We start from the raw sequence: 23396 nt of genomic DNA on the forward strand, positions 1-23396 counted from the left end.
CGCACAAACGCCGATGGGGAGCATGAAAAAGGGCTCCCGAGGGAGCCCTTCAAGGGAACGTCGTGACTCTATTGCCTAGAGACCACCGCCACCGGGAAGGCCACGCAGCTCTTCCTCGAGCTTCCGGCGCTCTTCCTCGAGCTTCCGGATCTCGGCATTCTCGGCCTCGATGTTCTCGTTCTCCTGGGCGATCCGCTTGTTCTCCTCGACCCGCGCCACACCCGCCGAATCGCCGGCATTGCGGTAGGCCTCGATGGAAGCGTCGTAGTCCTTCAGCTTCTCACCGACGAATCCCATCTGCTGCCAGGCGCGCCTCTTGTCGGTCGAGCTACCGGCTCGATCGATCGCCGACTGAGCCGACGCTCGAGCATCCGAGTAGCGACCGAGGGAGGTGCTCGCCTGGGCCAGGTAGTAGTGAACCAACCAATCGTTGCCGGCCTTGGCTTGGGCCTTGTTGAGGGTGGTCACAGCGCCGTTGTAGTCCTTGGCGCCGAGCTGCGCCTCGGAGACCAGCAGCAGGTTGTCGTAGCTGGCATTGCCGGCCGCCAACGGGCCCGCCGCGGTCGCTGCCTTGCGATAGGCCGCCACCTTGGAGTCGCCGCGCTTCTCACGCCCAAGGCGAATCAGCGAGTTGACGTAGGCCTTGCGGACCTTGGTGTCATTGCCCTTGAGGTCGAGGGCCTTGCCGAGGGCAGCGGAGCCTGCCGCCGTCTGGCCCGAGTTGAAGGCCGTCGAGCCATAGTTGAACCAAGCGGTGGCGTCGCGGGGGTTGGCCTCGGCAGCCTTCTTGAGAGCCGCCAAGGCTGCTCCCGTGTTGCCGCTGCGATCGAGAGCCACGGCCAACATCTTCTGATAGCTACCGCGCTGCTGCGCCGGCAGAGAAGACGGGTTGATCTTTTGCAGCATCTGGGCGGCCTGTCCATAACCGCCGGTCTTCAGATAGGCCTGTGCCAGGACGTACTGGTAGTTGATGTCCGCGGGCTTCAGCTCGTAGGCCTTCTTGAGGGAAGCCAGGGCGTCCTTGCTCTTGCCTTGCTGCAAGAGCACCTGCCCCAACATGTAGTGGCCTCCCGGCCATTCGGGCTGCTTGGCGGCAACCTCCTGGAATTCTTTCTCGGCCACGGAATAATTCCGCGCCTTGAAGGCCGCAACTCCGGCCTCCCACTCCGCCATGGCGGCGGACCCCGCGAGCAGGGCTGTCACCAAAAACAGAATCGTCGTCTTATTTCGCATAGGTGCCGTCCTCCTTTCCGCTACTGCAGCCACTGTTTCGAGAACAGGAGCGGCTTCGCAAAGCTTAGTCGATGCAAATTCCATGCAGACTTTCGGTCAAGCCGAAGAGGTGCCTCCCAGTATCCCGGTTACGCGGTCGAGGAAAGCCTTGGATTGGTTGGGCCCCAGGGCCCCCGTGACCAATCCTTCGGCGCCTCGGATGAGATCGACGACAGCATCGGGGCCACGGCCGGAATCGACCTCCGACTTGGCCGCCAACAGTAGTCGGTCGAGGTCGGCACTGCGCGGCGAAGCACCTAGCAGGCCGCGAGCCACGTCGCCGATTCGGCCCGCGATGTCCGCCAGCCCCTGCAGACCGAGTCCCTCGAGCCGATCCGTCTGGATCACTTCCTTGAGAGAGATCAGGCCCGACGTGATCAGGCCGTAGAGCAGCTTCGAGGTCTCGAAGGCGCTCTGTCCCAAGGTGAGGGCCACCTCGTCGATGGTGCGACGTTCGTCAACCTTGCAGATGACCGCCCATTCCTGGGGGGTCAGGGATACGGAGGTGGTCGTCGCCGTGTTGGTGAAGACCGGGATCATCCGCGTCGATGGGATCTTCTTCGAGAGTATCTGCCACTCGTCGATGCGACGAGCGGCTTCCATGAGGAGATTGGTGTTGGATTTTCGGACGGAGGTGAAGGCGCTTTCCTTGCCGGGAGTGAACAGAAAGTCCCCTTCCGGCCAGATCGCCAGCTCATAGATGGCTTCTTCTCCCTGAATATCGCCCACCGTTGCGTGAACGATCTGTCCCCCGCGGAGGAAGATCTCCCCGGGGGGATGTCCTCCGCGGGTGAGGGAGAAAATACCGGTCTTGCCGGAGACGGACACCAATTGAATGATGTCCGGCAGCGGCAGCTCCGTCAGCGAGCCTTGAAAGGCCATCCCTTCGGGCTCCTGCTACTGCAGCGTGAAATTCACCGTGAGGTTGTAGTAGACGTCCACCGGCTTACCGTTGAGGGTAGCCGGCTTGAACTTCCACTTCTTCACGGCATCGACCGCAGCCTTGTCGAGACCCATCGGGAGCCCCTTGAGGACTTTGACGTCCTGCACGACCCCACCCTTGGTGACGGTCGCCTGGACGATGACCACACCCTGGATACGGGCCTTGCGAGCGATCTCCGTATAGGTCGGCGGCGGCGCGTACTCTTTGATCGGCGCCTTGACATCACCACCCACCATGATCGGCCCTTCCGGTTCGACCGGTGGCGGGCCTTCCGGAATGTCGAAGATGATGTCGGTCTCGGGGAGATCGATGTCGGGCTCGATCTCCTCCTGCAGACGGATCGGCTCCGGCTCGTCCGGCGTCGGATCCGGGATCGGCACCTTCTTCGCCTTCTGCTTCGGGATCTCGCGCTTCTGCTCCGGCGGAGGTGGCTTGAAGCGCACCTGCTGGACGACATAGACCTTCGGTTTGTCCGGCTCTTGGTTCTCGCCGCTGGCCAGCTCGGGCAGATTGATCACCAACAGGATGGCGTGGGCGACGGCCGCGATCAGCAGCGCCACCCGCATGGTCTTCTTGTCCTCTTCGTACTCCTGGGCGAAGGCCATGTACTCGTCTTGCGGCTCCTGCTGCTGGGCCTTCGCCTTGGGCGGCGGACTCGGTTGGTTTGCCATTGCTTGTTTCTCCTACCGTCGCCCTAGAACCAGAAGGCGTCGATCTCGCGCTGCGTCGGGACCGAGATGTTCTTGACCTCGACGCCTTGATCGACCCCCTGCCGGAGCTCGTCGAAGACATCCACCATCGCCCCGTAAGGAGCGTTGCCGTCAGGCCGAATGATGACCGGCTTCAGAGGATTGCGCTCGAGCTTCGGCTTGAGGTAGTCCAGAATCTGATCGAGCTGCTTCGGCGAACCATCCACCATCAGGTTTCCACCCGGCATGATCTCGATCAGAACCGACTCCTCCTTCTCGATCTCGGGGGGATTGTCGTCGTCCTTGGGCAGGGCGAAGTCGATCCCGCGCGTTGCCGTGAAGGTCACGGTCACCATGAAGTAGATGATCAGCAGGAAGGCGATATCCGCCATCGAAGACGTCGGAATCTCGTCGCTGACCTTCTTTTCGCGCTTGAAAATCATCTCGCGCCCCCTAGTTTCCCGCTGGCGCCGCGCCGTCGATGGTCTCGGCCTGGGACAAGAGATACATCGTCTCTACCTTCGCCTGCTTGAGCGAATCGATCACCCGATCGATGATCTGGTAGCGCGTGTCCTTGTCCGCCTTGACGACGAAGACTTTCTGCGGGTTCGAGGCCACGGTCGAAGCGGCGAAAGAAAGAACGTCTTCCGGCCCCGGGATCACGGTGCTGATCTCTTCACCGGAGCTGACTCGGATGGTTCCCTCTTCGCTGACCGAGATGTAGGCCGCCTTCTTCGGAATCTCATAGCGCAGAGCCGAAGCCGGTAGCGTCACCTGGGTCTTGTCCACCTCGAAGGTGATCGTGACCATGAAGAAGATGATGAGCAGGAAGGCGATGTCCGCCATCGAGGCGGTGGGAATCGCCGCGTCCTGCCTCGCTCGTTGGTGTAGCTTCATCGGGGTTCCGATTCCACCTTACTTCGAATCAGGCGACACACCACTCCGGTCCATCTCACCGAAGGTCTCGAGCAGCATGTTGGTGGCCGACTCGATGTCGCGCACGAAGCGGGTGATGCGGGTCATGAAGAAGTTGTAGGCGATCTGCACAGGGATGGCGACGAACAGACCACCGGCGGTGGTGAGGAGCGCCTCGGAGATACCGGAGGCCACCAGGCCCGGGTTCGACAGACCGGCTTCGGCGAGCGCGTCGAAGGAGCGGATCATGCCGGTGACGGTGCCGAGGAAGCCGAGGAGCGGGGCCACGTTGGCGATGGTGGCGAGCACGACGAGGCCACGCTCGAGGCGGCTCATCTCGAAGAGCGCAGCGTTCTCGATGGTCTTCTCGACATCCTCACGCGGCTGGCCGTACTTGAGCAGGCCGGCCTTCATGATCGAGGCCACCGGGCCACGGTACTGCTCGCAAATCTTCTTGGCATCGCTCACCGAGTGGTTGACGATCAGCGCCTTGCGAACCTTGGCGAGGAACTCGTTGACGTTGATCTTGGCCCGTCGCAACGCGATGAAGCGCTCGATGATGAACGCCAGCGCGATGATCGAGGCGACGAGGAGAAGCCACATGACGAGCCCACCCTGCTTCATGAATTCCATGAACGTTCCGCCGAAGTCTGCCACTGTTCCTCCTCCTCTTAGCTGAGTCGAGCCTCGCGATCATGCGAAGCTCGTCCCGTACTTGAGTTAGACCCGCCGATGGCGAGATAAGTTCCCGTGCTCTCGTCTCCCGGCGCCCTCTCGAGAAGACGTTTCCCAAGCTGAAGTCGACGCCGAGGCCAATTTCGCGCCCCGAGCACGAATGCCGCAAACCCCCGTGGGAAATGGCATGGGGCGGATACTAGCACAGGCCAAAAATTCAGGTCAAAAAACCCTTGACAGACCCCAAGCCCTTGACAAAGAACTACTTACGCCGTCGCTTCGGGGCGGAAATTCGCTCCATCCGGGCCCGCTGGGCACCACAAATGGCAACCGCCAAGGCATCCGTCGCATCGCTCGATAGGGGCTCCTTGACGCCGAGCAGCAAACGCACCATTCGGGCCACCTGATCCTTGCCCGCATGCCCGCTCCCGGTCACCGCCGACTTGACCTCCGCCGGGCTGTACTCGCGCACCTCGTAGGCCTCCCCGACCACCGCCAGCAGGGCACCCCGAGCCTGCGCCAGGACGATCAAGGAGCGGGCGTTGAGGCCATGAAAGGGTGCTTCCACGACCACCGTGTCGGGCGGCCGACGAGCGACCAAATCGGTGAGCTCCCGAGAGAGGTACGACAGCCGCTGAGGCACTGGCTCCTTCGCCGGACAGGAGAAGGTCCCCGCCTCGATCATGGTGAGGGCCGGCCCGCGCTTCTCGACGAAGCCGTAGCCGGTGTGCCGGCTGCCCGGATCGAGGCCTAGAACGAGCACGGGCCGCCGGAGTCGAGGGTCGCGCCGCCCGCTAGCAGGTTGCTGAAAAAGTCATCGGCAACCTGCTTCCGGGCCCGTAAGGGCTCGGCGGCGAAGCCGTGAGACGGGGCCGCCCTGGACGGGGTGAGCCCGAAAAATCGCACTTTTTCGGGCGAGGGGGCGCTTTGCCCCCTGAAACAAACAGCTAGCAGCGTTGGAAAAGTCGCCACGCGGCTTTTTCAGCGGCCCGCTAGCCGGCGGCCTGGGCGAGCAGGGAGTCGTCGATGTCGAAGTTGGCCCAGACGGACTGCACGTCGTCGTGATCTTCCAGGGCCTCGAGCAAGCGCACCAGCTGGGATGCCTGCTTCTCGTCTTCGATCCGCACGGTGCTCTGCGGAATCATCGCCAGCTGCTTGACCTCGAGCTGAACCGAACGGTCTTCGAGCTGCTCGCGAATCCGGATGTAGTCCTCGACGGAGCTGAACATCTCGTAGCTCTCGCCGTCGGTAGAGAAATCGTCCGCTTCGAGCTCCATGGCGAGCTCCATGAAAGCGTCCTCGTCGAGGCCCTCGCGGGCGATGGCGAACAGGCCGCGACGATCGAACATCCAAGCGACACAACCGCTCTCGCCGAGGTTGCCGGCGTTCTTCGAGAACAGGTGACGAATCTCGGCCACGGTGCGGTTGCGATTGTCGGTCATCGTCTCGACCAGAATCGCCACCCCACCAGGACCGTAACCCTCATAGGTCACCTCGACGTACTCGGCCCCTTCGAGCTCACCGGTGCCCTTCTTGATGGCGCGATCGATGTTGTCATTGGGACAATTGGCGCCCCGGGCGTCCTGAATGGCGCTGCGCAAGCGCGGATTCCCGGTCGGATCACCACCACCGAGACGGGCGGCCACCGTGACTTCCCGCAGCAGCTTGGTCCACAGCTTGCCGCGTTTGGCGTCGATGATCGCCTTTTTGTGCTTGATCCCAGCCCATTTGCTATGCCCAGCCATGACTCCGTCTCTCCTCGCCGTCGGCAGTCTGCCTCGGCGCTTGCATTGGCGGTCTTTTTCGAGCCCCGCAGTGTATAGGATGCACCTCGCCGTCGCACCCCGCCCGCAAGCCGGCAGGGGCCGCGACGCCCCGAGCAACTCAAAAGGCCGCAAAATCGACCTTTGCGAAATTGACTCACGGCGAGCCCGGTGCTAGAAAAACCTATTCCCTCGGGCCAACCGGAGCCACTTCCCTATGCCTTTGATTCTAGTCATTGAAAACGAAGATCGATTCATCCAGAGGATTCTCGACACTCTGGGCACGGAAGGCTGGGAGACGCGCCAGGTGGCGAGCCCCGAGGAAGGGGTCCAGGTCGGCACCTCTCAAACCCCCGATCTGGTCCTGATCAACTCCGAGCTCGAGGGGGCGGAGGTGATCTACAGCAGCTTCACGCGCCGCCACGGCGGTCCCGGTGTGGTCGCCATGATCCCCGAGCACAAGGCGGCAGAGATGGACGCCGACCGCCTCGGGGTCGACGGCATGTTGGTCAAGCCCTTCACCGATCAAGATCTGAGGTTGGAAGTTCGCCGTGGCCTCTCCGGCTCGGCGCCGCCCAGCCTGGGCAGCCCGGCCGCCGCCGGCCAGAAGCTGACCTCCGAAGACATCTTCGGTGACCTGGTCGCGGAGCTCGAGTCGGAGGTCACCCAGGAGCCGGCGCCCGCACCGGCATCCCAGGCCGCCAGCCCGAAGCCGCCGCCGGTGAGCCCGAAACCGCCGGCAGCAGCTCCGGCGCCACCACCGGCAGCCGCGAGCAGCGATATCGAGAAGAAGCTCGAGCAGACCCTCTCGGGAGTGCTCGACCTCGGCGCCCGCAAGCCGCCGGCGCCGAGCCCACCCAAGAAGCCCAAGCCCAAGCCCAAGGCCGACACCGACATCGACTCCCTGCTTTCGAACACTCTCTCGGGCCTCGAAAAGACCGCCCCCAGGGCCAAGGCCGCTCCCGAGAAGGATCTGTTGGCGGACCTCGGCCTCGACGACCTCAACTTGGCGAGCCCCAGCCGGCCGGCGCCCGCCCCGGACCCGCTGGCCGAGATCTCGAGCTCGGCCAGCCCGGTCGAGACCCTCAAGACCCCGGCCTTCGAGCTCGATCCGGCGCCGGCCGAAGAAACTCCCGCCGCATTCGACGAGCCCGCGGCCATCCCTTCGCCCCTCGGGGACCAGGCCGCCGACGCGGCCGTCTCCGGGCCCGCCATGCCGACAGCGGACTCGCCGAGCGATTTCGCAGCGCCGCCGGCACCGACCGGCTTCGGCGACCCGCCGACCGCTGACGACGACTCCGGCGGCCTGGTGGGATCGCCGACGATGCGCCTCGACTCGGAGCTCCTCGACGCCCTCTCCGCCGAGCCAGAACCGGTCGAGGTGCCCGAGCCAGCGGAACCGGCCAGCGCCGGGAGCGCTGAGATGCCGCCTCCCTTCGGTCAGTACTCCCTGCTCGAGCGCATCGCCGTCGGTGGCATGGCGGAGGTCTGGAAGGCCCGCATGAAAGGCGTCGAAGGCTTTCAAAAGACGGTGGCGATCAAGAAGATCCTGCCCCACCTGACGCACAACGAAGACTTCGTCACGATGTTCATCGACGAAGCCAAGCTGGCGGCCCAGCTCAGTCATCCCAACATCATCCACATCTACGATCTCGGCAAGATCAACTCCCACTACTACATCGCCATGGAGTACGTGGACGGCCTCAACCTGCGCGAGATCCTCAACACCTCGCGGGACCGCGCCGTGCCGATGGACGAGGGGCTGGCCCTGCTGATCGGAGCCCGACTGGCGAGCGCCCTCGACTACGCTCATCGCAAGCGTGATTTCGAGGGTCGCGACCTCGGCTTGGTGCACCGCGACGTCTCGCCGCAAAACGTCCTGGTCAGTCACGACGGCGACATCAAGCTGTGCGATTTCGGCATTGCCAAGGCCGTCGCCAAGGCCAGCCATACCCAGATGGGAGCGCTCAAGGGGAAGATTCAGTACATGTCGCCGGAGCAGGCCTGGGGCCGGTCCGTCGATCCCCGCTCCGACATCTTCTCCCTCGGCACCTTGGTCTACGAGATGCTCACCGGGCAGAAGCTGTTCTCCGGCGACAGCGAGATCTCGGTGCTCGAGGCCGTTCGAGAGTGCCAGGTGCAGCCTCCCCGAGAGATCAACCCGGCGATCAACTCGGATGCCAATCGAGTTCTGATGACCGCCCTGGCGAAAGATCCGGAAGATCGCTTTCAGAGTGCCAGTCAGCTGCGCGATGCTCTCGAGCAGGTTCTCTACTCGCTCCAGCCGACGCCTGGACCGGCGGATCTCGCGACCTACGTCGAGCGACTGCGCAACGCCCCGGAAACGCCGGTCGCCGCCGAATCGGAAGAACCGCCCTTCGGCCTCGAACAGCCGCCGGCGCCGGCACCGGTGGCGCCGAGCCCGCAAGCCCCTCCCCCGGTCGTGACGAAGCCACCACAGCCGGCGGCGGCGATTCCGGAGCCGGCGCCGCGACCAGCACCGCCGACTTCACCGCCGAGCGCCCCGTCGCCCCCGACCACTTTCGGCAGCGAAAAGTCGGGCGACTCCGAGGTCGCCTCCGTCGCCGACGACTTCCTCGCCAGCCTGGGCGATCTCGGCAAGGCGAGCCCACCGGCAGCCAAGGCCGAAGCTACCGCCCCGACCCCCACGCCGACACCGACGCCGACGGCGCCCACCCCGGGCGGAGAGGCGGTCGTCGCGCCGGCGGCGCCGATCGACGAGCTCGATCTCGAGGAGGGAGGCGGACGACGACGCTGGCCGCTGGTGGTGTTGATCGCTTTGCTGGTCGCGGGCGGCATCGCCGCATTCCTCTACTTCCGCCCGACCGACACGACGCCGCCACCGGCCAACCCGGAGTCTCAGGCTCCGGAGACCCGGCCGATCGAACCGGCACCAACGCCGGCCGTGGACGAAGCGGACAGCGACGCCGCGGAAGATGCCGCAGGAGAAGTCGAGGGCAGCGATGAGACCGGCGCTGGCGCAGCCAGCATTGGCGCGACCGGTACTGGCGGGGCGGCCGGCGCCGCTGCGACGACCCAGCCGAGCGTCAACGCCGATGCAGCCGAGATCGCCCCGGAACCGGAAGAGGAAGCGGCCGCCGATCCGACGCAGCAGATTTCGGACCTGGTGGATCAGGAGCTGGCGAAGCGCGAACGCGAGCTGCGCGCCCGCCTCGAAGCCGAGCAGCAGCGGCTCCAGCAACAGCTTGAAGAAGCCCAACGGGCCGCCGCCGAGCCACCGCCGACGGAGACCACGGCGCCAGCGCCGGCGCCGCCACCGACCACCCGAAGCGAGCCACCACCGACGGAGGCCACGGCGCCTCCACCCCAAGAGGAGCAACCGGTGGCCACCGAATCACCACCACGTAGCGCCCCACCTCCCGAGCCGGTGGCTCAATCGCCGGCGGATCGTCGACCCTCCCCCCAACCCCCTCCTCACGCCGTCCAAGAAGCGCCCGCACCGAAGACCCCCGCGCCACCCGCCGTCCGACGGGGACAGTTGGTTCGCCCCGGCCCCGGGGTCGTACCGCCGAAACTTGTCAGCATCCAGAAACCGAAGTATCCTCCCATCGCCAGAAGGATGGGGGTCCAAGGCGATGTCGTGCTGTCGGTCCTGGTGGACGAGAACGGCAAGGTCATCGATACCCGGCTGACCCAGGGCATCGAAAGAAAAGTCGGGATCAACGAGGCGGCCCTCGAAGCTGCCGGAACCGCGAAATATCAGCCTGCAACGAAGAATGGGGTCGAAGTCAGAATGTGGACGACGCTTCGGCTTCCTTTCCGTCTTTGAGGCGACCCGGCCGATTGGAGGAACTCAGCCATGAGCTTGAACGAACAACAGAGAAGCTTTTACGAGAACACCCTGACCGTCACCAAGGGTGAGATCACCGAGCTCGATCGCCAGATCGAAGAAGAGCTGGCCAAGGTGAAGGATCGCCTGGCGGAGCTCCAGAACGCCAAGAAGGCGGCACGCCAGATGTACGACGCGGCCTGCATGCGCCTGGGCGTTCCCAACGACCTCGAGGCCGAAGAGGACGGCGACCCGACGGACGTCTAGGTGGGCCACTGGCCTTCCTGAGGGCGCCGCTCGAGCCGCCGACCGCTCGCCATGGCCTGGTTCCGAAAAGCGAAGAAACCCAAGCCGGTTCGCTCCGATCGGCCCAGCAGCAAGGTGCCGGAAGGGCTCTGGCTGAAGTGCGACGGTTGCAAAGAGGTGGTCTACTCGCGCGACCTCGAGGAGAATCTTCGCGTCTGCTACAAATGCGGCTTCCACTTCCGCATCGGTGCCGAAAGCCGCATCCGGATGCTGCTCGACGGCGACGGGCAGGAGCTCGACACCAACGTCTCCCCGGGCGACCCGCTGCAGTTTCGCGACACCAAGCGCTATAAAGACCGCCTCAAGCTCTATCAACAGCAGTCGGGCGCTCGCGACGCCTTGATCACCGTCGAGGGCGAGCTCGAAGGCATCCCAGTGGTGCTGGCGGTGATGAACTACCGCTTCATGGGCGGCTCCATGGGCTCGGTGGTCGGCGAAAAGTTGGCCCGCGCCGCCGAGCGGGCGGTCGAGGCCCGGCGTCCGCTGCTGGTGGTCTCGGCTTCCGGCGGAGCGCGCATGCAGGAAGGTGTCCTGTCGCTGATGCAGATGGCCAAGGTCTCGGCGGCGCTGCATCGCCTGCGGGAAGCCGGCCTGCCCTATCTCTCGATTCTCACCGATCCCACCACCGGCGGCGTGACCGCCTCCTTCGCCATGCTCGGTGACATCAACGTCGCCGAGCCCGGAGCCTTGATCGGCTTCGCCGGTCCCCGGGTCATCGAGCAGACCATCCGCCAAAGTCTGCCGGAGGGCTTCCAGCGCAGCGAATTCCTCCTCGACCACGGCTTCCTCGACATGGTGGTTCCCCGACCGGAGCTCAAGAGCACGCTGGCGAAGTCCCTTCGGCACTTTCGATCGTGAAGCTGCCGCCGCGCGCCGCGGCGGCCCTCGAGCGGCTCGAGTTTTTCGGGATTCATCTCGGTCTGGAGCGCATGCGGCGCCTCCTCCGGCGACTCGGCCACCCGGAGAAGCGCTACCCTGTTGTTCTGGTCGCCGGAACCAACGGCAAGGGCTCGACGGCCGCCCTGCTCGCCGCCATGGCGCAGGCCGCCGGCTATCGCGTCGGCCTCTACACCTCACCCCACCTCGAGTCCGTCACCGAGCGCATTCGGATCGACGGCGCTCCGATTTCGCCTCAGGCCTTTGGCGACCGGCTGCTCGCCGTACTCGAGAGCGACGATGAGGATCCGCCGCCGACCTACTTCGAAGCGGTCACCGCCGTGGCCTTCGCCGAGGTCGCCGCCCGCGACGTCGATCTGGCGGTCTTCGAGGTCGGCCTCGGGGGCCGTCTCGACGCCACCAACGCCGCCGAGCCGCTGATCTCGCTGGTCACCCCGATCGCCTTCGACCATCGCGAGCACCTCGGCTCGACCTTGACGGCCATCGCCGGCGAGAAAGCCGGGATCTTCCGGCGGGGGCGACCGGCGATCACCTGGAACCACGACCCCGAAGTGCTCGCGGCCCTCGACCGGGCGGCGAAGCACCGTGGCAGCGACCTGATCGTCGCGCCACAGCGAATGAAGATCACGGCCCTCGAGGCGGCCGAAGATTTCTGGCGTGGACAGCGGGTCCGCTTGCAAAGCGAGGCCGCCGAGTACGACTGCGAGCTCCCCCTCCTCGGCGCCCACCAGGCAGAAAACCTCGCCCTCGCGGTCCGTGCCGCCGAGCAGCTCCGAGAGCTCGGCTGGTCCGGCCTCGACCGTCACGCCATCGAACGGGGATGCCGCCAGACGATCTGGCCCGGACGCCTCGAGGTTCTGCCCTTGGGCCAGGGACGCCTGCTGCTCGATGCCGCCCACAATGCTGATGGCGCCCGACGTCTCGAGGAGTTCCTCACCCAAGCCCCCACCGGCCGGCTCCACTTGCTCCTCGGCCTGCTGGCGGACAAGGAGGTCGCGGAGATCGTGCCGCGGCTCGCCCCCTTGGCCGACCGGCTCGTGCTCACCCGACCGCCCCACGGCCGTGGCCTCGATCCGGCAAAGCTCCTGCCCCATGCCCCGCAAGCGCAGGTCGTCGACGACTTCCAGGCGGCCTTCGATCGGGCAAGGGAAGGGGAGCCCCAGACCTTGGTGGTCTGCGGCTCCTTCTTCCTGGTCGGCGCGATCCGACGACTGGTGACGAATCCGCCGTCAGCCGAGGCTCATTCGTAGAGCGGAAAGCGATCACAGAGCTCGCGCACGCGGACGCGAACGCTCTGCTGTACGGCCTCGTTCTCGGGATCGGCGAGGACCTCGGCAATGAGGTCGCCGATGGTCTCCATCTCGCCCTCGGCCATGGCACGGGAGGTCAAGGCCGAGGTGCCGAGGCGAATGCCGGAAGCCACCATCGGCGGATTCTGATCGTAGGGAATGGTGTTCTTGTTGGCGGTGATTCCGGCCGCCTCGAGGGCCGCCTCGGCGACCTTGCCGGTGGTGCCGGCGGCGGCGACATCGAGCAGGCTGAGGTGGTTGTCGGTGCCCCCGGAGACGATCCGCAGACCGCGCTCCTGCAACCTCGCCGCCAGCGCCCGGGCATTGGCCACGATCTGCTTCTGATAGTCCACGAAGGATGGCTCGAGAGCCTCCTTGAAGGCCACCGCCTTGGCGGCGACGACGTGCATCAGAGGACCTCCCTGGAGCCCCGGGAAGACCGACCGATCGATCGCCTTGGCGTGCTCTTCGCGGCACATGACGAGCCCGCCGCGAGGGCCGCGCAGCGTCTTGTGGGTGGTGGTGGTGACGAAGTCGCACCAGGGCACCGGCGAGGGATGGACACCGGCCGCCACCAGTCCCGCGATGTGAGCGATATCCGCCAGCAGCAGGGCTCCGACCTCGTCGGCAATCGCCCGGAAGCGCTCGAAGTCGATGATCCGACTGTAGGCCGAGGCCCCGCAGACGATCATCTTGGGACGTTCGGCGCGCGCCTGCTCGGCGACGGCATCGTAGTCGATCAGCTCGCTCTCGCGATCGACGCCATAGGCCGCCACCTCGAAGTCGCGCCCGGAGTAGGACAGGCGATGACCATGGGTGAGGTGCCCGCCACAGGCGAGGTCGAGGCCCATCAGTTTGTCGCCGGGCTTCAGGAAGGCGAAGTAGACCGCCGTGTTGGCGGTCGTCCCACTGTGCGGCTGAACGTTGACGTGCTCGGCCCCGAAGAGCTCGCGCGCCCGCGCGATGGCCAGCCGCTCGGCCTCGTCGACGTGCTCGCAGCCCCCGTAATAGCGCCTTCCGGGGTAGCCCTCGGCATACTTGTTGGTGAGCACGCTGCCGGCCGCCTCGAGCACCGCCCGGCCGACGAAGTTCTCCGAGGCGATGAGCTCGAGGCTCTGGTTCTGCCGTTCGCGCTCGGCTTCGACGACACGGTAGATCTCGGGGTCGAGGACCCTCAGGGAACGAACATCGGACATGGCGGCTTCCTCTTTGCTCTTGCAGGCGAAGGTCGGGCTAGCTATCGTCGGCGGCCTTCTTGGCCTTGGCCTTGGCCTTGGCGGCCGGCTTCTTGACGGTCTTCTTGGTCGCCGCTTTGCGAGCTTCCTGCAGGCGGGCGCGAAGGCGCTTGGCGCGCCGCTGACGGCGACGGCGAAGGGCGCGGTCTTTCTCTCTCATGGTGTTCTCCTCGGTCCAGATTGTGATTGCTTCGGGGTAGCGCTTCGGCGGGCGAGAGGCTTCCTCAGAGGGGCAGATTGCCGTGCTTCTTCGCCGGCATGCTGGCCCGCTTGCCGGCCAGGGCGCGCAGGGAACGGATGATCTGAGGCCGCGTCGTGCGCGGCGGGATGACGGCATCGACGAAGCCGCGCTCGGCGGCGACGTAGGGATTCGAAAACTTCGCCCGGTACTCGGAGACGCGTTCGCGACGCAGGTCATCGGCGCCCTCGCCGGCGGCCTGCAGCTCGCGCCGGTAGAGCACGTTGACGGCCCCCTCCGGCCCCATGACGGCGATCTCCGCCGTCGGATAGGCGAAGTTGACATCGGTCCGCAAGTGCTTGCTCGCCATCACGCAGTAGGCGCCGCCATAGGCCTTGCGGGTGATGACGGTGATCTTCGGCACCGTCGCCTCGGCATAGGCGAAGAGCAGCTTCGCGCCATGCTTGATGATGCCGCCGTACTCCTGCTGGGTGCCGGGCAAGAAGCCGGGGACGTCCTCGAAGGTGATCAGCGGAATGTTGAAGCTATCGCAGAAGCGCACGAAGCGGGCGCCCTTCAGGGAGGCGTCGATGTCGAGCACGCCGGCGAGATAGGCCGGCTGGTTGGCCAGGATCCCGACGCTGTGATTGCCGATGCGGGCAAAGCCGACCACGATGTTGCGGGCGTAGTCCGGCTGCACTTCGAAAAAGCGACCGTCGTCGACCACCGCGGTGATCAGCTGCTTGATGTCGTAGGGCTTGTTGGGATCGGCCGGCACCAGGTCGTCGAGGGACGGCTCCTCGCGATCCGGATCGTCTTCGCTCGCGCCCGGCGGCGGATCGTCGAGGTTGTTGCTCGGCAAGAAGGACAGGAGCTGGCGGATCGAGGCCAGGCAGGCAGCATCGCTCGCCACCGTGAAATGGCTGACGCCACTCTTGGCGCTGTGGGTGGAAGCGCCGCCGAGCTCCTCCATGGTGACCTCTTCGTGGGTCACCGTCTTGATGACGTCGGGACCGGTGACGAACATGTAGCTCGTCCCCTCGACCATGAAGATGAAGTCGGTGATTGCCGGCGAGTAGACGGCCCCACCGGCACACGGCCCCATGATGGCGCTGATCTGGGGCACCACGCCGGAAGCCAGCGTATTGCGCAGGAAGATGTCGGCATAACCACCGAGGGAGACCACGCCCTCCTGGATGCGGGCGCCGCCGGAATCGTTCAAGCCGATGATCGGAGCGCCGTTCTCGACCGCCAAATCCATCACCTTGCAGATCTTCTGGGCGTTAGTCTCCGACAGGGAGCCGCCGAAGACCGTGAAGTCCTGGGCGAAGACATAGACCAGGCGCCCGTCGACGGAGCCGTGACCACAGACGACGCCATCGCCGGGAATCTTCTTCTCGTCCATCCGGAAGTCACGGCAGCGGTGGGTGACCAGGGCGTCGACCTCGACGAAGGTCCCCGGATCGAGCAACAGCTCGACCCGCTCCCGCGCCGTCAGCTTGCCGGCCGCATGCTGTTTTTCGATGCGCTGCGCGCCGCCGCCCTGGCTCGCCTGCCGCAGGCGCTCGGCGAGCTCCGACATTCCGCGATCTTCCGTCTCGACCTCGATTTCCGCCATGCTCTCTCCTGCTCGATGAAGGCGGCATCTTAACAGCTACAATCGCCCTCCATGCCCTTCGCCCGCCTCGACCGCGCCGCCGTGGCGCGCACCGTTTCGCAACTCGTCTCGCAACCGGACGATCTCGCCGACGCCTACTTCGAGCGGCGCGAAGAAATCGAGCTGCCGGCAGAGGGCGACAGTCCGGGCATTCGGACCCGCCGCGAGGAGGGTTTCGCCCTTCGCCTGACCCGTGACCGCCAGACCTGGGTGGCCAGCCGCGACGGTTTTCAACCGCAGTCCTTCGCCGAAGCCTTGCGCCAGGTGGCGCGGGTTTTTCCGTCGGCGGCATATCCCGAGCCGCTGCTCGACGTCGCCGCCTGGAGCGGAGCGCCCCAGGCGACCGAGCTGGCGGGATTCGCCAGCGCCCTGCATCGCGGCGTGCGGGCTCGCCACGTCGCCTTTCCGATGCAGGTCACCCTGCGCCGCCACCGCCGTTGGCTGCAGGTGGTGTCGGGGATGCTGGTGCCGGAGAGCGAAACGGAGAGCTTCTACAGCTGCACCGTCGAGCTCACCTGGGGTCGCTGCGGCGCTCTGCTGGCAGACCTCGGGGGGACCGCCGCCGAAGATCTCGTAGAGCGCCTGGTGGAGCGCTTCCGCAGTCGTCAAGCGAGTCCTCCGGAGGCCTTCCGAGGAGTCGTCATCCTCGCCCCGGCGGCCACCGCGGTGCTGCTCCACGAAGCCGTCGCGCACTCCCTCGAAGCCGACCTGCTGGCCCTCACGGGCCGTCCCGAGGGGGCCATCGGAGTGCGCCTCGGCGGACCGGACCTCTCGGTCCTCGACGATCCGACCTCGGCACCGACGAGCGTCCGGCGGCGAACCGACGACGAAGGTCAAGAGGTGCGCCGGCGATGGTTGCTGCGCGCCGGCGTGGTGCAGCAGCCGCTCGCCGACGGCGCCTGGGCCGCCGGCTCGGACCTGTTGCTACCGGGAGCCGCCCGTCGCGGTAGCCGTCACGACCCTCCCGACCCGCGATCCACCCACCTCGAGCTGCTCGCCGGAGAGGCCAGCTTTGAAGACCTGCTGTCGCAGGCCGAGGGTGGCTTGCTGATTCAGGAGGCGAGTCGCGGCCACTTCGATCCGCTGACCGGCGACTTCGAGCTCGCCTTCCCGGCGGCGCGCCGGATTCGCGGCGGCGTCGCCGGCGAGGCGGTCGGTGCCGGACGCCTCTCGGGTCGCGTCGCCGAGCTCTTCGATGGCCTCACCGCCATCGGTCGCGAGCGCCGCGCCGCCGGCGCCGGATGGTGTGCCAAAGGTGGCCGCAAGCTGCCGGTGTGGGCAACCTGCCCGGCAGTCCGCCTCGAGGGCCTCGAGGTGCGTCCGTGAGAGGGTTGTGGCCGTGAAGGAAGACCTCGCCCGCACCCTCGACCACCTCGTCGGCGAGGGATTCGCCGAGGTCGAGGTCTACGCTCGACGCGGCCGCTCGCGCCGTCTCGAGATCGGCCTCGCCCAGCGCGGCGCCAGCTTCCACCAAGAGCAGGGCTGGGCGGTGCGCGCCGGCGGCGACCGCTCTTCCCTCTTCGCCAGCGGCACCGGCCCTCCGCCCACCGTCGGCCCGTGGCCGGAAGCCGATGGCTGGGCTCTGCGCCTGCCGGATCCCGCCTCCACGGACGACGCCTGGAGTGAGCCGGCGGATCTCGACGCCCCCTTGATCGGCGAAACCGAGGGCCTGCGCTGGCTGAGCCGACTCGAACAAGGCCTGCATCAGGAGCTACCGACGGCGAAGCTGGTGAGGGCGGTGCTGGAAGACGGCTCCAGTGAAAGCCGAATCAACAGCACGCGCGGAATCGCGACCGCCTATCGCCGGCGGCTGGCGGCGCTCCGCCTCGAGGCAGTCCTCGAAGCCGAAGGCCGATTGGCGGCGGCCACCCTCTACGTCGCCGAGCGCGAGGCTCGCAAGCTCGACGGCGCCGCCCTCGGACGACGCCTCGCCGATCGCCTGACGGTGGGGGCCACCGGCCGACCGGTGGAGCGCGACCGGGGCGAGCTGCTGCTGGCGCCGGAAGTCGCGACCGCCCTGCTCCACGGCCTGCTGCCGCTGTTGGTCGGACCGCGGGCCGGAGCCCGTCTGGCAGGCATGCGCGATGGCCGTGGCCGCATCGCCAGCGATGCCTTGACGGTGGTCGACGACGGCCGCTGGCCCGGCGGACTGTGCGCCGCAGCGGTCGATGGCGAGGGCCTTCCCACCCGTCGCATCCCGCTGATCGCGCAAGGCCATTTCGGTCAACCGCTGCTCGCCTGGCACCAACAGCAGGACGGCGAGGGCCAAGCCAGCGGCTGCTCTCGACGCGCCAGTTGGCGCGACCTTCCGATCCCCGGACCGACCCACCTCGCCATCCTGCCGGATCCCGCGGTGGCGGTGTCCAGCCTGCTGGCGGACATCGCCCGGGGCTACTACTTCATCGATGCCTCCGGCCCCGCCCGCTTGAGCCCCGACGGCAGCCGCTTCGCCCTGCCCGCCGCCGGCTTCCTTCTGCAGAGTGGCAAGGCGACGGCGCCGGTGCGCGGCGCCGTCATCACCGGCACCATCAGCGCCCTGCTGCGTGGCGTCCAGGCCGTCGCCCGTGATCTGACCTTTCTGCCCCTCGATGGCATGATCGGATCTCCCACCTTGCTGCTCAGCGGCCTCGAAGTCCACGCCGACGACGGCCGCGGGCCGTAGCATCTCGGCGCCGGCCGTGGTAAGAAACGGCGTCGAAACCGGGGCCTGTCGCCCCCGCGAGGTAACCAAATGGAAATCGGAATTCTCGGTCTGCCCAAGGCGGGCAAGACGACCCTGTTCAATACCCTCACCGCCTCCGAGCAGGAGACGGACAAGTTCGCCACCTCGGCGAAGACCAACATCGGCATCACCCAGGTGCCGGACGCTCGCCTGGCCCAGCTCCGCGACCTGTTCAACCCGCGCCGCTATGTCCCGGCGACGGTGCAGTACGTCGACATCCCCGGCCTGCGCCAGGGGGAAGGCGCCGAGAGCCTCGATCTCGCCAAGCTCAAGGCCGTCGACGCCCTGGTCCACGTGGTGCGCGCCTTCGAGGATCCGGAGCTCCTCCATGCGGCCGGCGATGTCGACCCGGCACGCGACGTCGCCACCATCGATCTCGAGCTCATCCTCGCCGACCACGAGCTGGTGGAGCGCCGCATCGAGCGCCTCAAGAAAGGCGAGAAGCGCGGTCTGTCACCGGAGGAGAAGCGTGAGCAAGCGCTGCTCGGGGACGTCCTCCTGCCGGCCCTCGAAGACGAGACGCCGCTGCGCGAGGTCGTCCTCGACGAGGAAGACGAACGGCGCATTCGCGGCTTCCAGCTACTCTCCGCCAAACCACTCCTGCTGGTGGTCAACGTCGGCGAAGACGAGGTCGCCTCGGCCACTCCGGAGGGCCTCGGGATCCACCCCGGAGCCGGCGTCAAGGCGATCACCGTCAGCGCCCCGATCGAGGACGAGATCGCCCGCCTGGCGCCCGAGGAGCAGCGCGAGTTCCTCGAAGCCCTTGGCCTCGAAGAGGCCAGCCTCGATCGCGTCATCCGCGCCAGCTTCGATCTGCTCGGGCTGATCTCCTTCTTCACCGTCGGCGAAGACGAGGTGCGGGCCTGGACCATCCGTCGTGGCACCGTCGCCCGCCAGGCGGCCGGCGCCATCCACTCCGACATCGAGCGCGGCTTCATCCGCGCCGAGGTCGTCCCCTGGGAAGACCTGCTGAACCGAAAAACCCTCGCCGCCTGTCGCGACGAGGGCTTGCTGCGCCTCGAGGGCAAAGAGTACGTCGTCCAGGACGGCGATGTCGTCCACTACCGCTTCAACGTCTGAGGGCGGCTGGCGAAGCCTCTTATCCCTGCCGATCCTCAGGGATGATCGTCGTTTCGAGGCGACCGGTACTGAAGATCCCCGGCTGGGTCGGCCGATTGCCGCGCGGCTGGACCGTCCGCGGCGGCACCGTAGGCCGCTCGCCGGGCTGCGTTGGCTGCAGCGCCACGCCGCCGGGAACCAGAGGATTCGGGCGCGTGCGGGTGCCGCCGCCACCGACCCGACTCTTGGGCTGCGGACGATCGGCCTGACCGCGCGAGTTCCAGGTTCGCACCCGGTTCGAGGACGGCGAACGGCGATTGCCGAAACGGCTGTTGCTGCGGGCGCCCGAGGCCGCCTGATTGAGGGCTCGGTCGTCGAGATCGTCGGGCGCCAGAACCCGCCCCTCGACGGCCTCTTCCTCACTCCCCTCGCCGTCGTCCTCGTGGTCGACCTTGCCATCACCCTCGTAGCGCAACGGCATGTCGACCAGCAGGCGGCGAATGCGCAGCGGCTCGTCGTAGACCTGCGGCGCCAGAGGTCGCGACGCAGCGGCCTTGCGACCGGCGATCATCGATCGCTCGACGAGGTGATTCTCGATCACCTGCGGGTTGTAGTCCGCCAGGAAGAGACGTGAATCGAGGGAGTAGGCCCGGCCGTACCACTCGACGGCGTTCTCGTCCTGCTCCCAGGACTCGTAGATGGAGCCGATCTGGTAGGCCCCCCAGGCGTTGTCCGGAACCAACTCGACCAGGGTTCGATACTCGGCGAGGGCCTCCTTGAGGAGGCCTCGGCGCTGCAGCAACAGCCCCAGATTGAAGCGCGCCGACGGCGAGTCCGGAGCGACCTCGAGAGCCTGACGGTAGGTCTCCTCCGCCTCCTGGGTACGATCCGCCAGCAGCAGGAGGTTGGCGAGATCGTTGAGGGCCGAGGGATCGCCGGGGCGTTCGTCGACGAGGTTGCGCTGGGCGTCGATGGCCTTGTCGAGATTCGGCGCAACGGCGAAGGCCAGCGCCGCCAGCGCGCACAGAGCGACGGCGAAGGCCCGGATGATGATCTGGTTCAAGGGTTTCTCCTTCGGGCTCTCAAGCCGACACCGGCTTGGCCTTGAGCTTGGTATGGCCGTTCTCCGAGCTGAGACGGAACTGGACGTTCTGGCAACCGGTCTTCTTGCGAATCGCGTCGCGCTGGCGTTCGAGGTAGCTGCGAAAGGTGTCGAGATCGAAGCGCGGGTCCTTACCCTGCCGGTGCAAGCCGCGGTACAGGGCTTCGACCGCCTGCCCTTCGACCCGCTCTCCGAAGACCACGCCGCGATCGACATCGACCGTCGCGCCCTTCGGGCGTATCTTTCGACCGCCCATCTCGAGATCCCGAACCCGCCGATTGAAGAGCTCGCTGTAGCTGTTGAAGCGAGCCTCCGCCTGGGCGACCATGAAGTTCTCGGCAACGCCCTTGCCGGGCGCCTGTCGCACGTGCCGCAGCTCCGCTTGGATGCGCTGGCGGATCTCGTCCGGCGGCGTCACTCGCTGGCCGCGAAAGAAGCGCTCGAACTCGATCTGAAACTCACGCAGATCGGCATTGATGCGTTCGAGACGTCCCTCGATGCTCACGTTGGCGGCCGGTAGAATGAAATCGTGTCGATCATCGCTTCGCAGCCGCCCCCGGCTGGCGAGGGCGGATTCACGGATTATACGAACCCCGAAGGCGCCCCATCCAAATGAGCCATCACATCCTGCTGGTGGAAGATCGGGCGTCCCTGCGTCGCATGCTGGCGCAGGCCCTGAGCCGAGAAGGATACCGCGTCACGGAGGCGGACGACGGCCTCGCCGGCCTCGACCTGCTAGGCCGAGAGACCTTCGATCTGGTGCTTTCGGACCTCCGCCTACCGGGAGCCGATGGGCAAGAGGTTCTGTCCGCGGCGCGGCGCCTGCAACCGCGCGCACCGGTCATCCTGCTCACCGGCTACGGCACCGTCGGCACCGCCGTCCGCGCCATGAAGCAAGGCGCCTTCGATTTTCTCGAGAAGCCGGTCGAGATCGACGACCTGTTCGCGCTGATCGCCAGCGCCCTCGGCGAACCGGACGGCGGACCGATCTGCCTGGCGCCCCCGGGAGCGCCGGCGATCATCGGCTCTCACCCCAGCCTACGGCGCGCCGCCCGCCTCCTCGAGCGCGTCGCCACTACCGACAGCACCGTCCTGTTGACCGGCGAGAGCGGCACCGGAAAGGAGCTCTTCGCCCGCGCCCTCCACGCCCTCTCGCCGCGCCGCCGGGGCCCCTTCGGAGCGGTCAACTGTGCCGCCATCCCGGAGGCGTTGATGGAAAACGAGCTCTTCGGTCACGAGAAAGGCGCCTTCACCGGGGCCGACCGGCGTCAGGCCGGCCGCTTCGAATCCGCCGCCGGCGGTACTCTGCTTCTCGATGAGGTCGGGGAGCTCGGGCCGGCGGTGCAGGGCAAGGTGTTGCGGGTTCTCGAAGAGAAGACCTTCGAGCGGGTCGGAGGGCAGCGCACCCTGGCGGCCGACGTGCGCCTGGTGGCGGCCACCAACCGCAACCTCGAAGAGATGGTCGCGGACGGCAGCTTCCGTTCGGACCTCTACTTTCGCCTCGCCGTCTTCCCGATCGAGCTGCCACCGCTACGCGAGCGGCCGACGGACATTCCCGATCTCGCCCGACACCTCGCCCGCGGAATTGCCGAGCGCATCGGCCGGCCACCCCTCCACCTGACGGACAATGCCCTCGAGCAGCTCTCCGGCCGCTCCTGGCCCGGCAATGTGCGGGAGCTGTCGAATGTCTTGGAGCGCGCCCTGATTCTGGCCGAGGGGGATCATCTGAGCGCTGCCGATCTCGCCGATGCGGGCGCCGAGAGGGACCTGCGGGAGCTCACCCGCCAGGCCTTGATCGCCACCGCAGGGGACAAACAGCGCGCCGCGGCAGACCTCGGCATCAGCCTGCGCACCCTGCAGCGCCGGATTCGGGAGCTCGACCTCGAGGGAGTCCCGAAGTACCGCCGCTAGCAGGTTGCTGAAAAACTCGTCGGCAACCTGCGACCGGGCCCGAGAGGGCCGGCGGCGAAGCCGTGAGACGGGGTGAGCCCCTACGCGGGCCGCCGAAAATCGCACTTTTTTTGGGCCGGGCCGCGCAGGCGAGGGGGCGCTCAGCCCCCTCGCCGGGCGCCCCTGAAACAAACAGCTAGCAGCGTTGGAAAAGTCGCGAAGCGAACTTTTTCAGCAGCCTGCTAGCGTGAGTCGCCGGTGGGGGCTGGCGGCGTCAGGTCCTGCTCCGAGAAGCGCTTGCTCTTGACCACGAACTTGGCGCCGACGATGCCGTAGACGCCGCGGAAGAGGGCCTCGAAGCGAGCCACTCGGCCCGGCGCCACGGGCCGCGACGGCACCGTCGCCGGCACTCGGCCGAGCAGAGTGCCCTCGGTGTCGTAAGCCAGCACCTCGATGGAGAGCTGGGTCGCGATCACCGAGCCATTGTTGGAGACGGTGCCGCGCACCACCGTGCCATCGCGATCCTGGGGCGTTTCGATATCCCAGTCGCTGACCTCGACATCACCGTCGGTGGTGCCCTCGACGGCCTTCGCCGAATCGTCCCCGTCGGCGGTCTCGTCGGACTCCACCGGACGGGCGCGCGGAATGTCGTCGTCGGTCAACACCAGCACCGCCTTGCGCTTCGGCTTCGGGGCCGGCGGCGGAGCGCTGCGAGCTTCCTTCGCCGCCTCCGTCGCCGCCTTGCTGGCCTCGAGATCGACCTCCGACAAGCGCATCGAGGACAATGCTCCGGTGGGCAGCTCAAAGACCACCAGGCGGCCCTTGACCTCCCACTCACCGCGAGTCTCGATGCGTGTTCCATCGTTCAGGACCAGCAGGTCGCCAGCCACCGGCAAAGCGATGGCGGCCAGCGCCAAGATGGTCACCGACAGCGCCAGCCAGCGGCGCCCGATGGCTCGCACGGCTGCAGGCCGATTCTCGAGTTGGCTCATT

General features: G+C 66.8%; 22 protein-coding genes. 8 read left to right on the forward strand and 14 right to left on the reverse strand.

The window, feature by feature from the left end:
* Positions 1-75: 75 nt before the first annotated feature.
* The 8 genes from AAF604_03675 to AAF604_03710 form a co-directional block, all read right to left on the reverse strand.
* On the reverse strand, positions 76-1233 hold the full coding sequence (locus tag AAF604_03675; GenBank protein MEM7048728.1) for a tetratricopeptide repeat protein: 1158 nt from the start codon (positions 1231-1233) through the stop codon (positions 76-78).
* Between the two features lie 96 nt (positions 1234-1329).
* On the reverse strand, positions 1330-2154 hold the full coding sequence (locus tag AAF604_03680) for a DUF4388 domain-containing protein (protein MEM7048729.1): 825 nt from the start codon (positions 2152-2154) through the stop codon (positions 1330-1332).
* Positions 2155-2169: 15 nt separating this feature from the next.
* Positions 2170-2886 (reverse strand): TonB family protein, encoded by a 717-nt coding sequence (locus AAF604_03685; protein MEM7048730.1) that lies wholly within the window; start codon positions 2884-2886, stop codon positions 2170-2172.
* A gap of 23 nt (positions 2887-2909) precedes the next feature.
* Complete coding sequence (locus tag AAF604_03690) at positions 2910-3347, reverse strand: biopolymer transporter ExbD (GenBank protein ID MEM7048731.1); 438 nt, start codon at positions 3345-3347, stop codon at positions 2910-2912.
* A gap of 10 nt (positions 3348-3357) precedes the next feature.
* On the reverse strand, positions 3358-3801 hold the full coding sequence (locus AAF604_03695) for a biopolymer transporter ExbD (protein ID MEM7048732.1): 444 nt from the start codon (positions 3799-3801) through the stop codon (positions 3358-3360).
* 18 nt (positions 3802-3819) lie between these two features.
* On the reverse strand, positions 3820-4452 hold the full coding sequence (locus tag AAF604_03700; protein MEM7048733.1) for a MotA/TolQ/ExbB proton channel family protein: 633 nt from the start codon (positions 4450-4452) through the stop codon (positions 3820-3822).
* Between the two features lie 304 nt (positions 4453-4756).
* Positions 4757-5257 carry a crossover junction endodeoxyribonuclease RuvC gene (gene ruvC / locus AAF604_03705; protein ID MEM7048734.1) on the reverse strand — a complete coding sequence of 167 codons (501 nt, stop codon included), beginning with the start codon at positions 5255-5257 and terminating at the stop codon, positions 4757-4759.
* 229 nt (positions 5258-5486) lie between these two features.
* The gene (locus AAF604_03710; GenBank protein ID MEM7048735.1) at positions 5487-6239 is read right to left on the reverse strand and encodes a YebC/PmpR family DNA-binding transcriptional regulator; all 753 of its coding nucleotides are present in this window, start codon (positions 6237-6239) and stop codon (positions 5487-5489) included.
* A gap of 235 nt (positions 6240-6474) precedes the next feature.
* On the opposite strand from AAF604_03710, the gene AAF604_03715 reads away from it, so the two are divergent.
* Genes AAF604_03715 through AAF604_03730 form a run of 4 tightly spaced genes read left to right on the forward strand, consistent with a single transcriptional unit; the run spans position 6475 to position 12521 of the window.
* Positions 6475-10068, forward strand: coding sequence for a TonB family protein (locus AAF604_03715; GenBank protein MEM7048736.1), 3594 nt, complete (start codon positions 6475-6477; stop codon positions 10066-10068).
* Positions 10069-10098: 30 nt separating this feature from the next.
* A complete protein-coding gene (locus AAF604_03720) occupies positions 10099-10335 on the forward strand; it encodes a hypothetical protein (GenBank protein MEM7048737.1) in 237 nt (78 codons plus the stop codon).
* Positions 10336-10386: 51 nt separating this feature from the next.
* A complete protein-coding gene (gene accD, locus AAF604_03725; protein ID MEM7048738.1) occupies positions 10387-11232 on the forward strand; it encodes an acetyl-CoA carboxylase, carboxyltransferase subunit beta in 846 nt (281 codons plus the stop codon).
* On the forward strand, positions 11229-12521 hold the full coding sequence (locus AAF604_03730; protein MEM7048739.1) for a Mur ligase family protein: 1293 nt from the start codon (positions 11229-11231) through the stop codon (positions 12519-12521). The genes accD and AAF604_03730 overlap by 4 nt, the downstream gene beginning before the upstream one ends.
* Here AAF604_03730 and glyA read toward each other — a convergent pair.
* The 3 genes from glyA to AAF604_03745 form a co-directional block, all read right to left on the reverse strand.
* Complete coding sequence (glyA, locus tag AAF604_03735; GenBank protein ID MEM7048740.1) at positions 12512-13756, reverse strand: serine hydroxymethyltransferase; 1245 nt, start codon at positions 13754-13756, stop codon at positions 12512-12514. The two genes, AAF604_03730 and glyA, sit on opposite strands and share 10 nt — an antisense overlap.
* Positions 13757-13793: 37 nt before the next feature.
* Positions 13794-13955 carry a hypothetical protein gene (locus AAF604_03740; protein MEM7048741.1) on the reverse strand — a complete coding sequence of 54 codons (162 nt, stop codon included), beginning with the start codon at positions 13953-13955 and terminating at the stop codon, positions 13794-13796.
* A gap of 64 nt (positions 13956-14019) precedes the next feature.
* Positions 14020-15591, reverse strand: coding sequence for an acyl-CoA carboxylase subunit beta (locus tag AAF604_03745; GenBank protein ID MEM7048742.1), 1572 nt, complete (start codon positions 15589-15591; stop codon positions 14020-14022).
* Between the two features lie 51 nt (positions 15592-15642).
* On the opposite strand from AAF604_03745, the gene AAF604_03750 reads away from it, so the two are divergent.
* The 3 genes from AAF604_03750 to ychF all read left to right on the forward strand — a co-directional run bounded on the left by AAF604_03750 (position 15643) and on the right by ychF (position 19432).
* On the forward strand, positions 15643-16956 hold the full coding sequence (locus AAF604_03750) for a metallopeptidase TldD-related protein (GenBank protein MEM7048743.1): 1314 nt from the start codon (positions 15643-15645) through the stop codon (positions 16954-16956).
* Between the two features lie 13 nt (positions 16957-16969).
* Positions 16970-18292 carry a metallopeptidase TldD-related protein gene (locus tag AAF604_03755; protein ID MEM7048744.1) on the forward strand — a complete coding sequence of 441 codons (1323 nt, stop codon included), beginning with the start codon at positions 16970-16972 and terminating at the stop codon, positions 18290-18292.
* A gap of 69 nt (positions 18293-18361) precedes the next feature.
* Positions 18362-19432 carry a redox-regulated ATPase YchF gene (ychF, locus tag AAF604_03760; protein ID MEM7048745.1) on the forward strand — a complete coding sequence of 357 codons (1071 nt, stop codon included), beginning with the start codon at positions 18362-18364 and terminating at the stop codon, positions 19430-19432.
* A gap of 19 nt (positions 19433-19451) precedes the next feature.
* Here the strand turns inward: ychF and AAF604_03765 are convergent, their stop codons facing one another.
* Both AAF604_03765 and AAF604_03770 read right to left on the reverse strand, forming a co-directional pair.
* The gene (locus tag AAF604_03765) at positions 19452-20474 is read right to left on the reverse strand and encodes a tetratricopeptide repeat protein (GenBank protein MEM7048746.1); all 1023 of its coding nucleotides are present in this window, start codon (positions 20472-20474) and stop codon (positions 19452-19454) included.
* Between the two features lie 19 nt (positions 20475-20493).
* Positions 20494-21018, reverse strand: a complete 525-nt coding sequence (locus AAF604_03770; GenBank protein MEM7048747.1) for an MXAN_5187 C-terminal domain-containing protein — start codon at positions 21016-21018, stop codon at positions 20494-20496.
* Positions 21019-21125: 107 nt separating this feature from the next.
* On the opposite strand from AAF604_03770, the gene AAF604_03775 reads away from it, so the two are divergent.
* Positions 21126-22424, forward strand: coding sequence for a sigma-54 dependent transcriptional regulator (locus AAF604_03775; GenBank protein MEM7048748.1), 1299 nt, complete (start codon positions 21126-21128; stop codon positions 22422-22424).
* Positions 22425-22645: 221 nt separating this feature from the next.
* Here the strand turns inward: AAF604_03775 and AAF604_03780 are convergent, their stop codons facing one another.
* Positions 22646-23395, reverse strand: a complete 750-nt coding sequence (locus AAF604_03780) for an FxLYD domain-containing protein (GenBank protein MEM7048749.1) — start codon at positions 23393-23395, stop codon at positions 22646-22648.
* Position 23396: the final 1 nt, after the last annotated feature.

Source organism: Acidobacteriota bacterium, assembly GCA_039028635.1.
Classification (GTDB): Bacteria; Acidobacteriota; Thermoanaerobaculia; order Multivoradales; family JBCCEF01; genus JBCCEF01.

Excerpts from the sequence above, each read along its gene's own strand:
- glyA (MEM7048740.1), bottom strand. The coding sequence starts at position 13,756 with ATGTCCGATGTTCGTTCCCTGAGGGTCCTCGACCCCGAGATCTACCGT.
- ychF (MEM7048745.1), top strand. The coding sequence starts at position 18,362 with ATGGAAATCGGAATTCTCGGTCTGCCCAAGGCGGGCAAGACGACCCTG.
- AAF604_03745 (MEM7048742.1), bottom strand. The coding sequence starts at position 15,591 with ATGGCGGAAATCGAGGTCGAGACGGAAGATCGCGGAATGTCGGAGCTC.
- AAF604_03680 (MEM7048729.1), bottom strand. The coding sequence starts at position 2,154 with ATGGCCTTTCAAGGCTCGCTGACGGAGCTGCCGCTGCCGGACATCATT.
- AAF604_03710 (MEM7048735.1), bottom strand. The coding sequence starts at position 6,239 with ATGGCTGGGCATAGCAAATGGGCTGGGATCAAGCACAAAAAGGCGATC.
- AAF604_03685 (MEM7048730.1), bottom strand. The coding sequence starts at position 2,886 with ATGGCAAACCAACCGAGTCCGCCGCCCAAGGCGAAGGCCCAGCAGCAG.
- AAF604_03750 (MEM7048743.1), top strand. The coding sequence starts at position 15,643 with ATGCCCTTCGCCCGCCTCGACCGCGCCGCCGTGGCGCGCACCGTTTCG.
- AAF604_03690 (MEM7048731.1), bottom strand. The coding sequence starts at position 3,347 with ATGATTTTCAAGCGCGAAAAGAAGGTCAGCGACGAGATTCCGACGTCT.
- AAF604_03700 (MEM7048733.1), bottom strand. The coding sequence starts at position 4,452 with ATGGAATTCATGAAGCAGGGTGGGCTCGTCATGTGGCTTCTCCTCGTC.
- AAF604_03720 (MEM7048737.1), top strand. The coding sequence starts at position 10,099 with ATGAGCTTGAACGAACAACAGAGAAGCTTTTACGAGAACACCCTGACC.
- AAF604_03775 (MEM7048748.1), top strand. The coding sequence starts at position 21,126 with ATGAGCCATCACATCCTGCTGGTGGAAGATCGGGCGTCCCTGCGTCGC.
- AAF604_03695 (MEM7048732.1), bottom strand. The coding sequence starts at position 3,801 with ATGAAGCTACACCAACGAGCGAGGCAGGACGCGGCGATTCCCACCGCC.
- AAF604_03780 (MEM7048749.1), bottom strand. The coding sequence starts at position 23,395 with ATGAGCCAACTCGAGAATCGGCCTGCAGCCGTGCGAGCCATCGGGCGC.
- AAF604_03740 (MEM7048741.1), bottom strand. The coding sequence starts at position 13,955 with ATGAGAGAGAAAGACCGCGCCCTTCGCCGTCGCCGTCAGCGGCGCGCC.
- AAF604_03715 (MEM7048736.1), top strand. The coding sequence starts at position 6,475 with ATGCCTTTGATTCTAGTCATTGAAAACGAAGATCGATTCATCCAGAGG.
- AAF604_03675 (MEM7048728.1), bottom strand. The coding sequence starts at position 1,233 with ATGCGAAATAAGACGACGATTCTGTTTTTGGTGACAGCCCTGCTCGCG.
- accD (MEM7048738.1), top strand. The coding sequence starts at position 10,387 with ATGGCCTGGTTCCGAAAAGCGAAGAAACCCAAGCCGGTTCGCTCCGAT.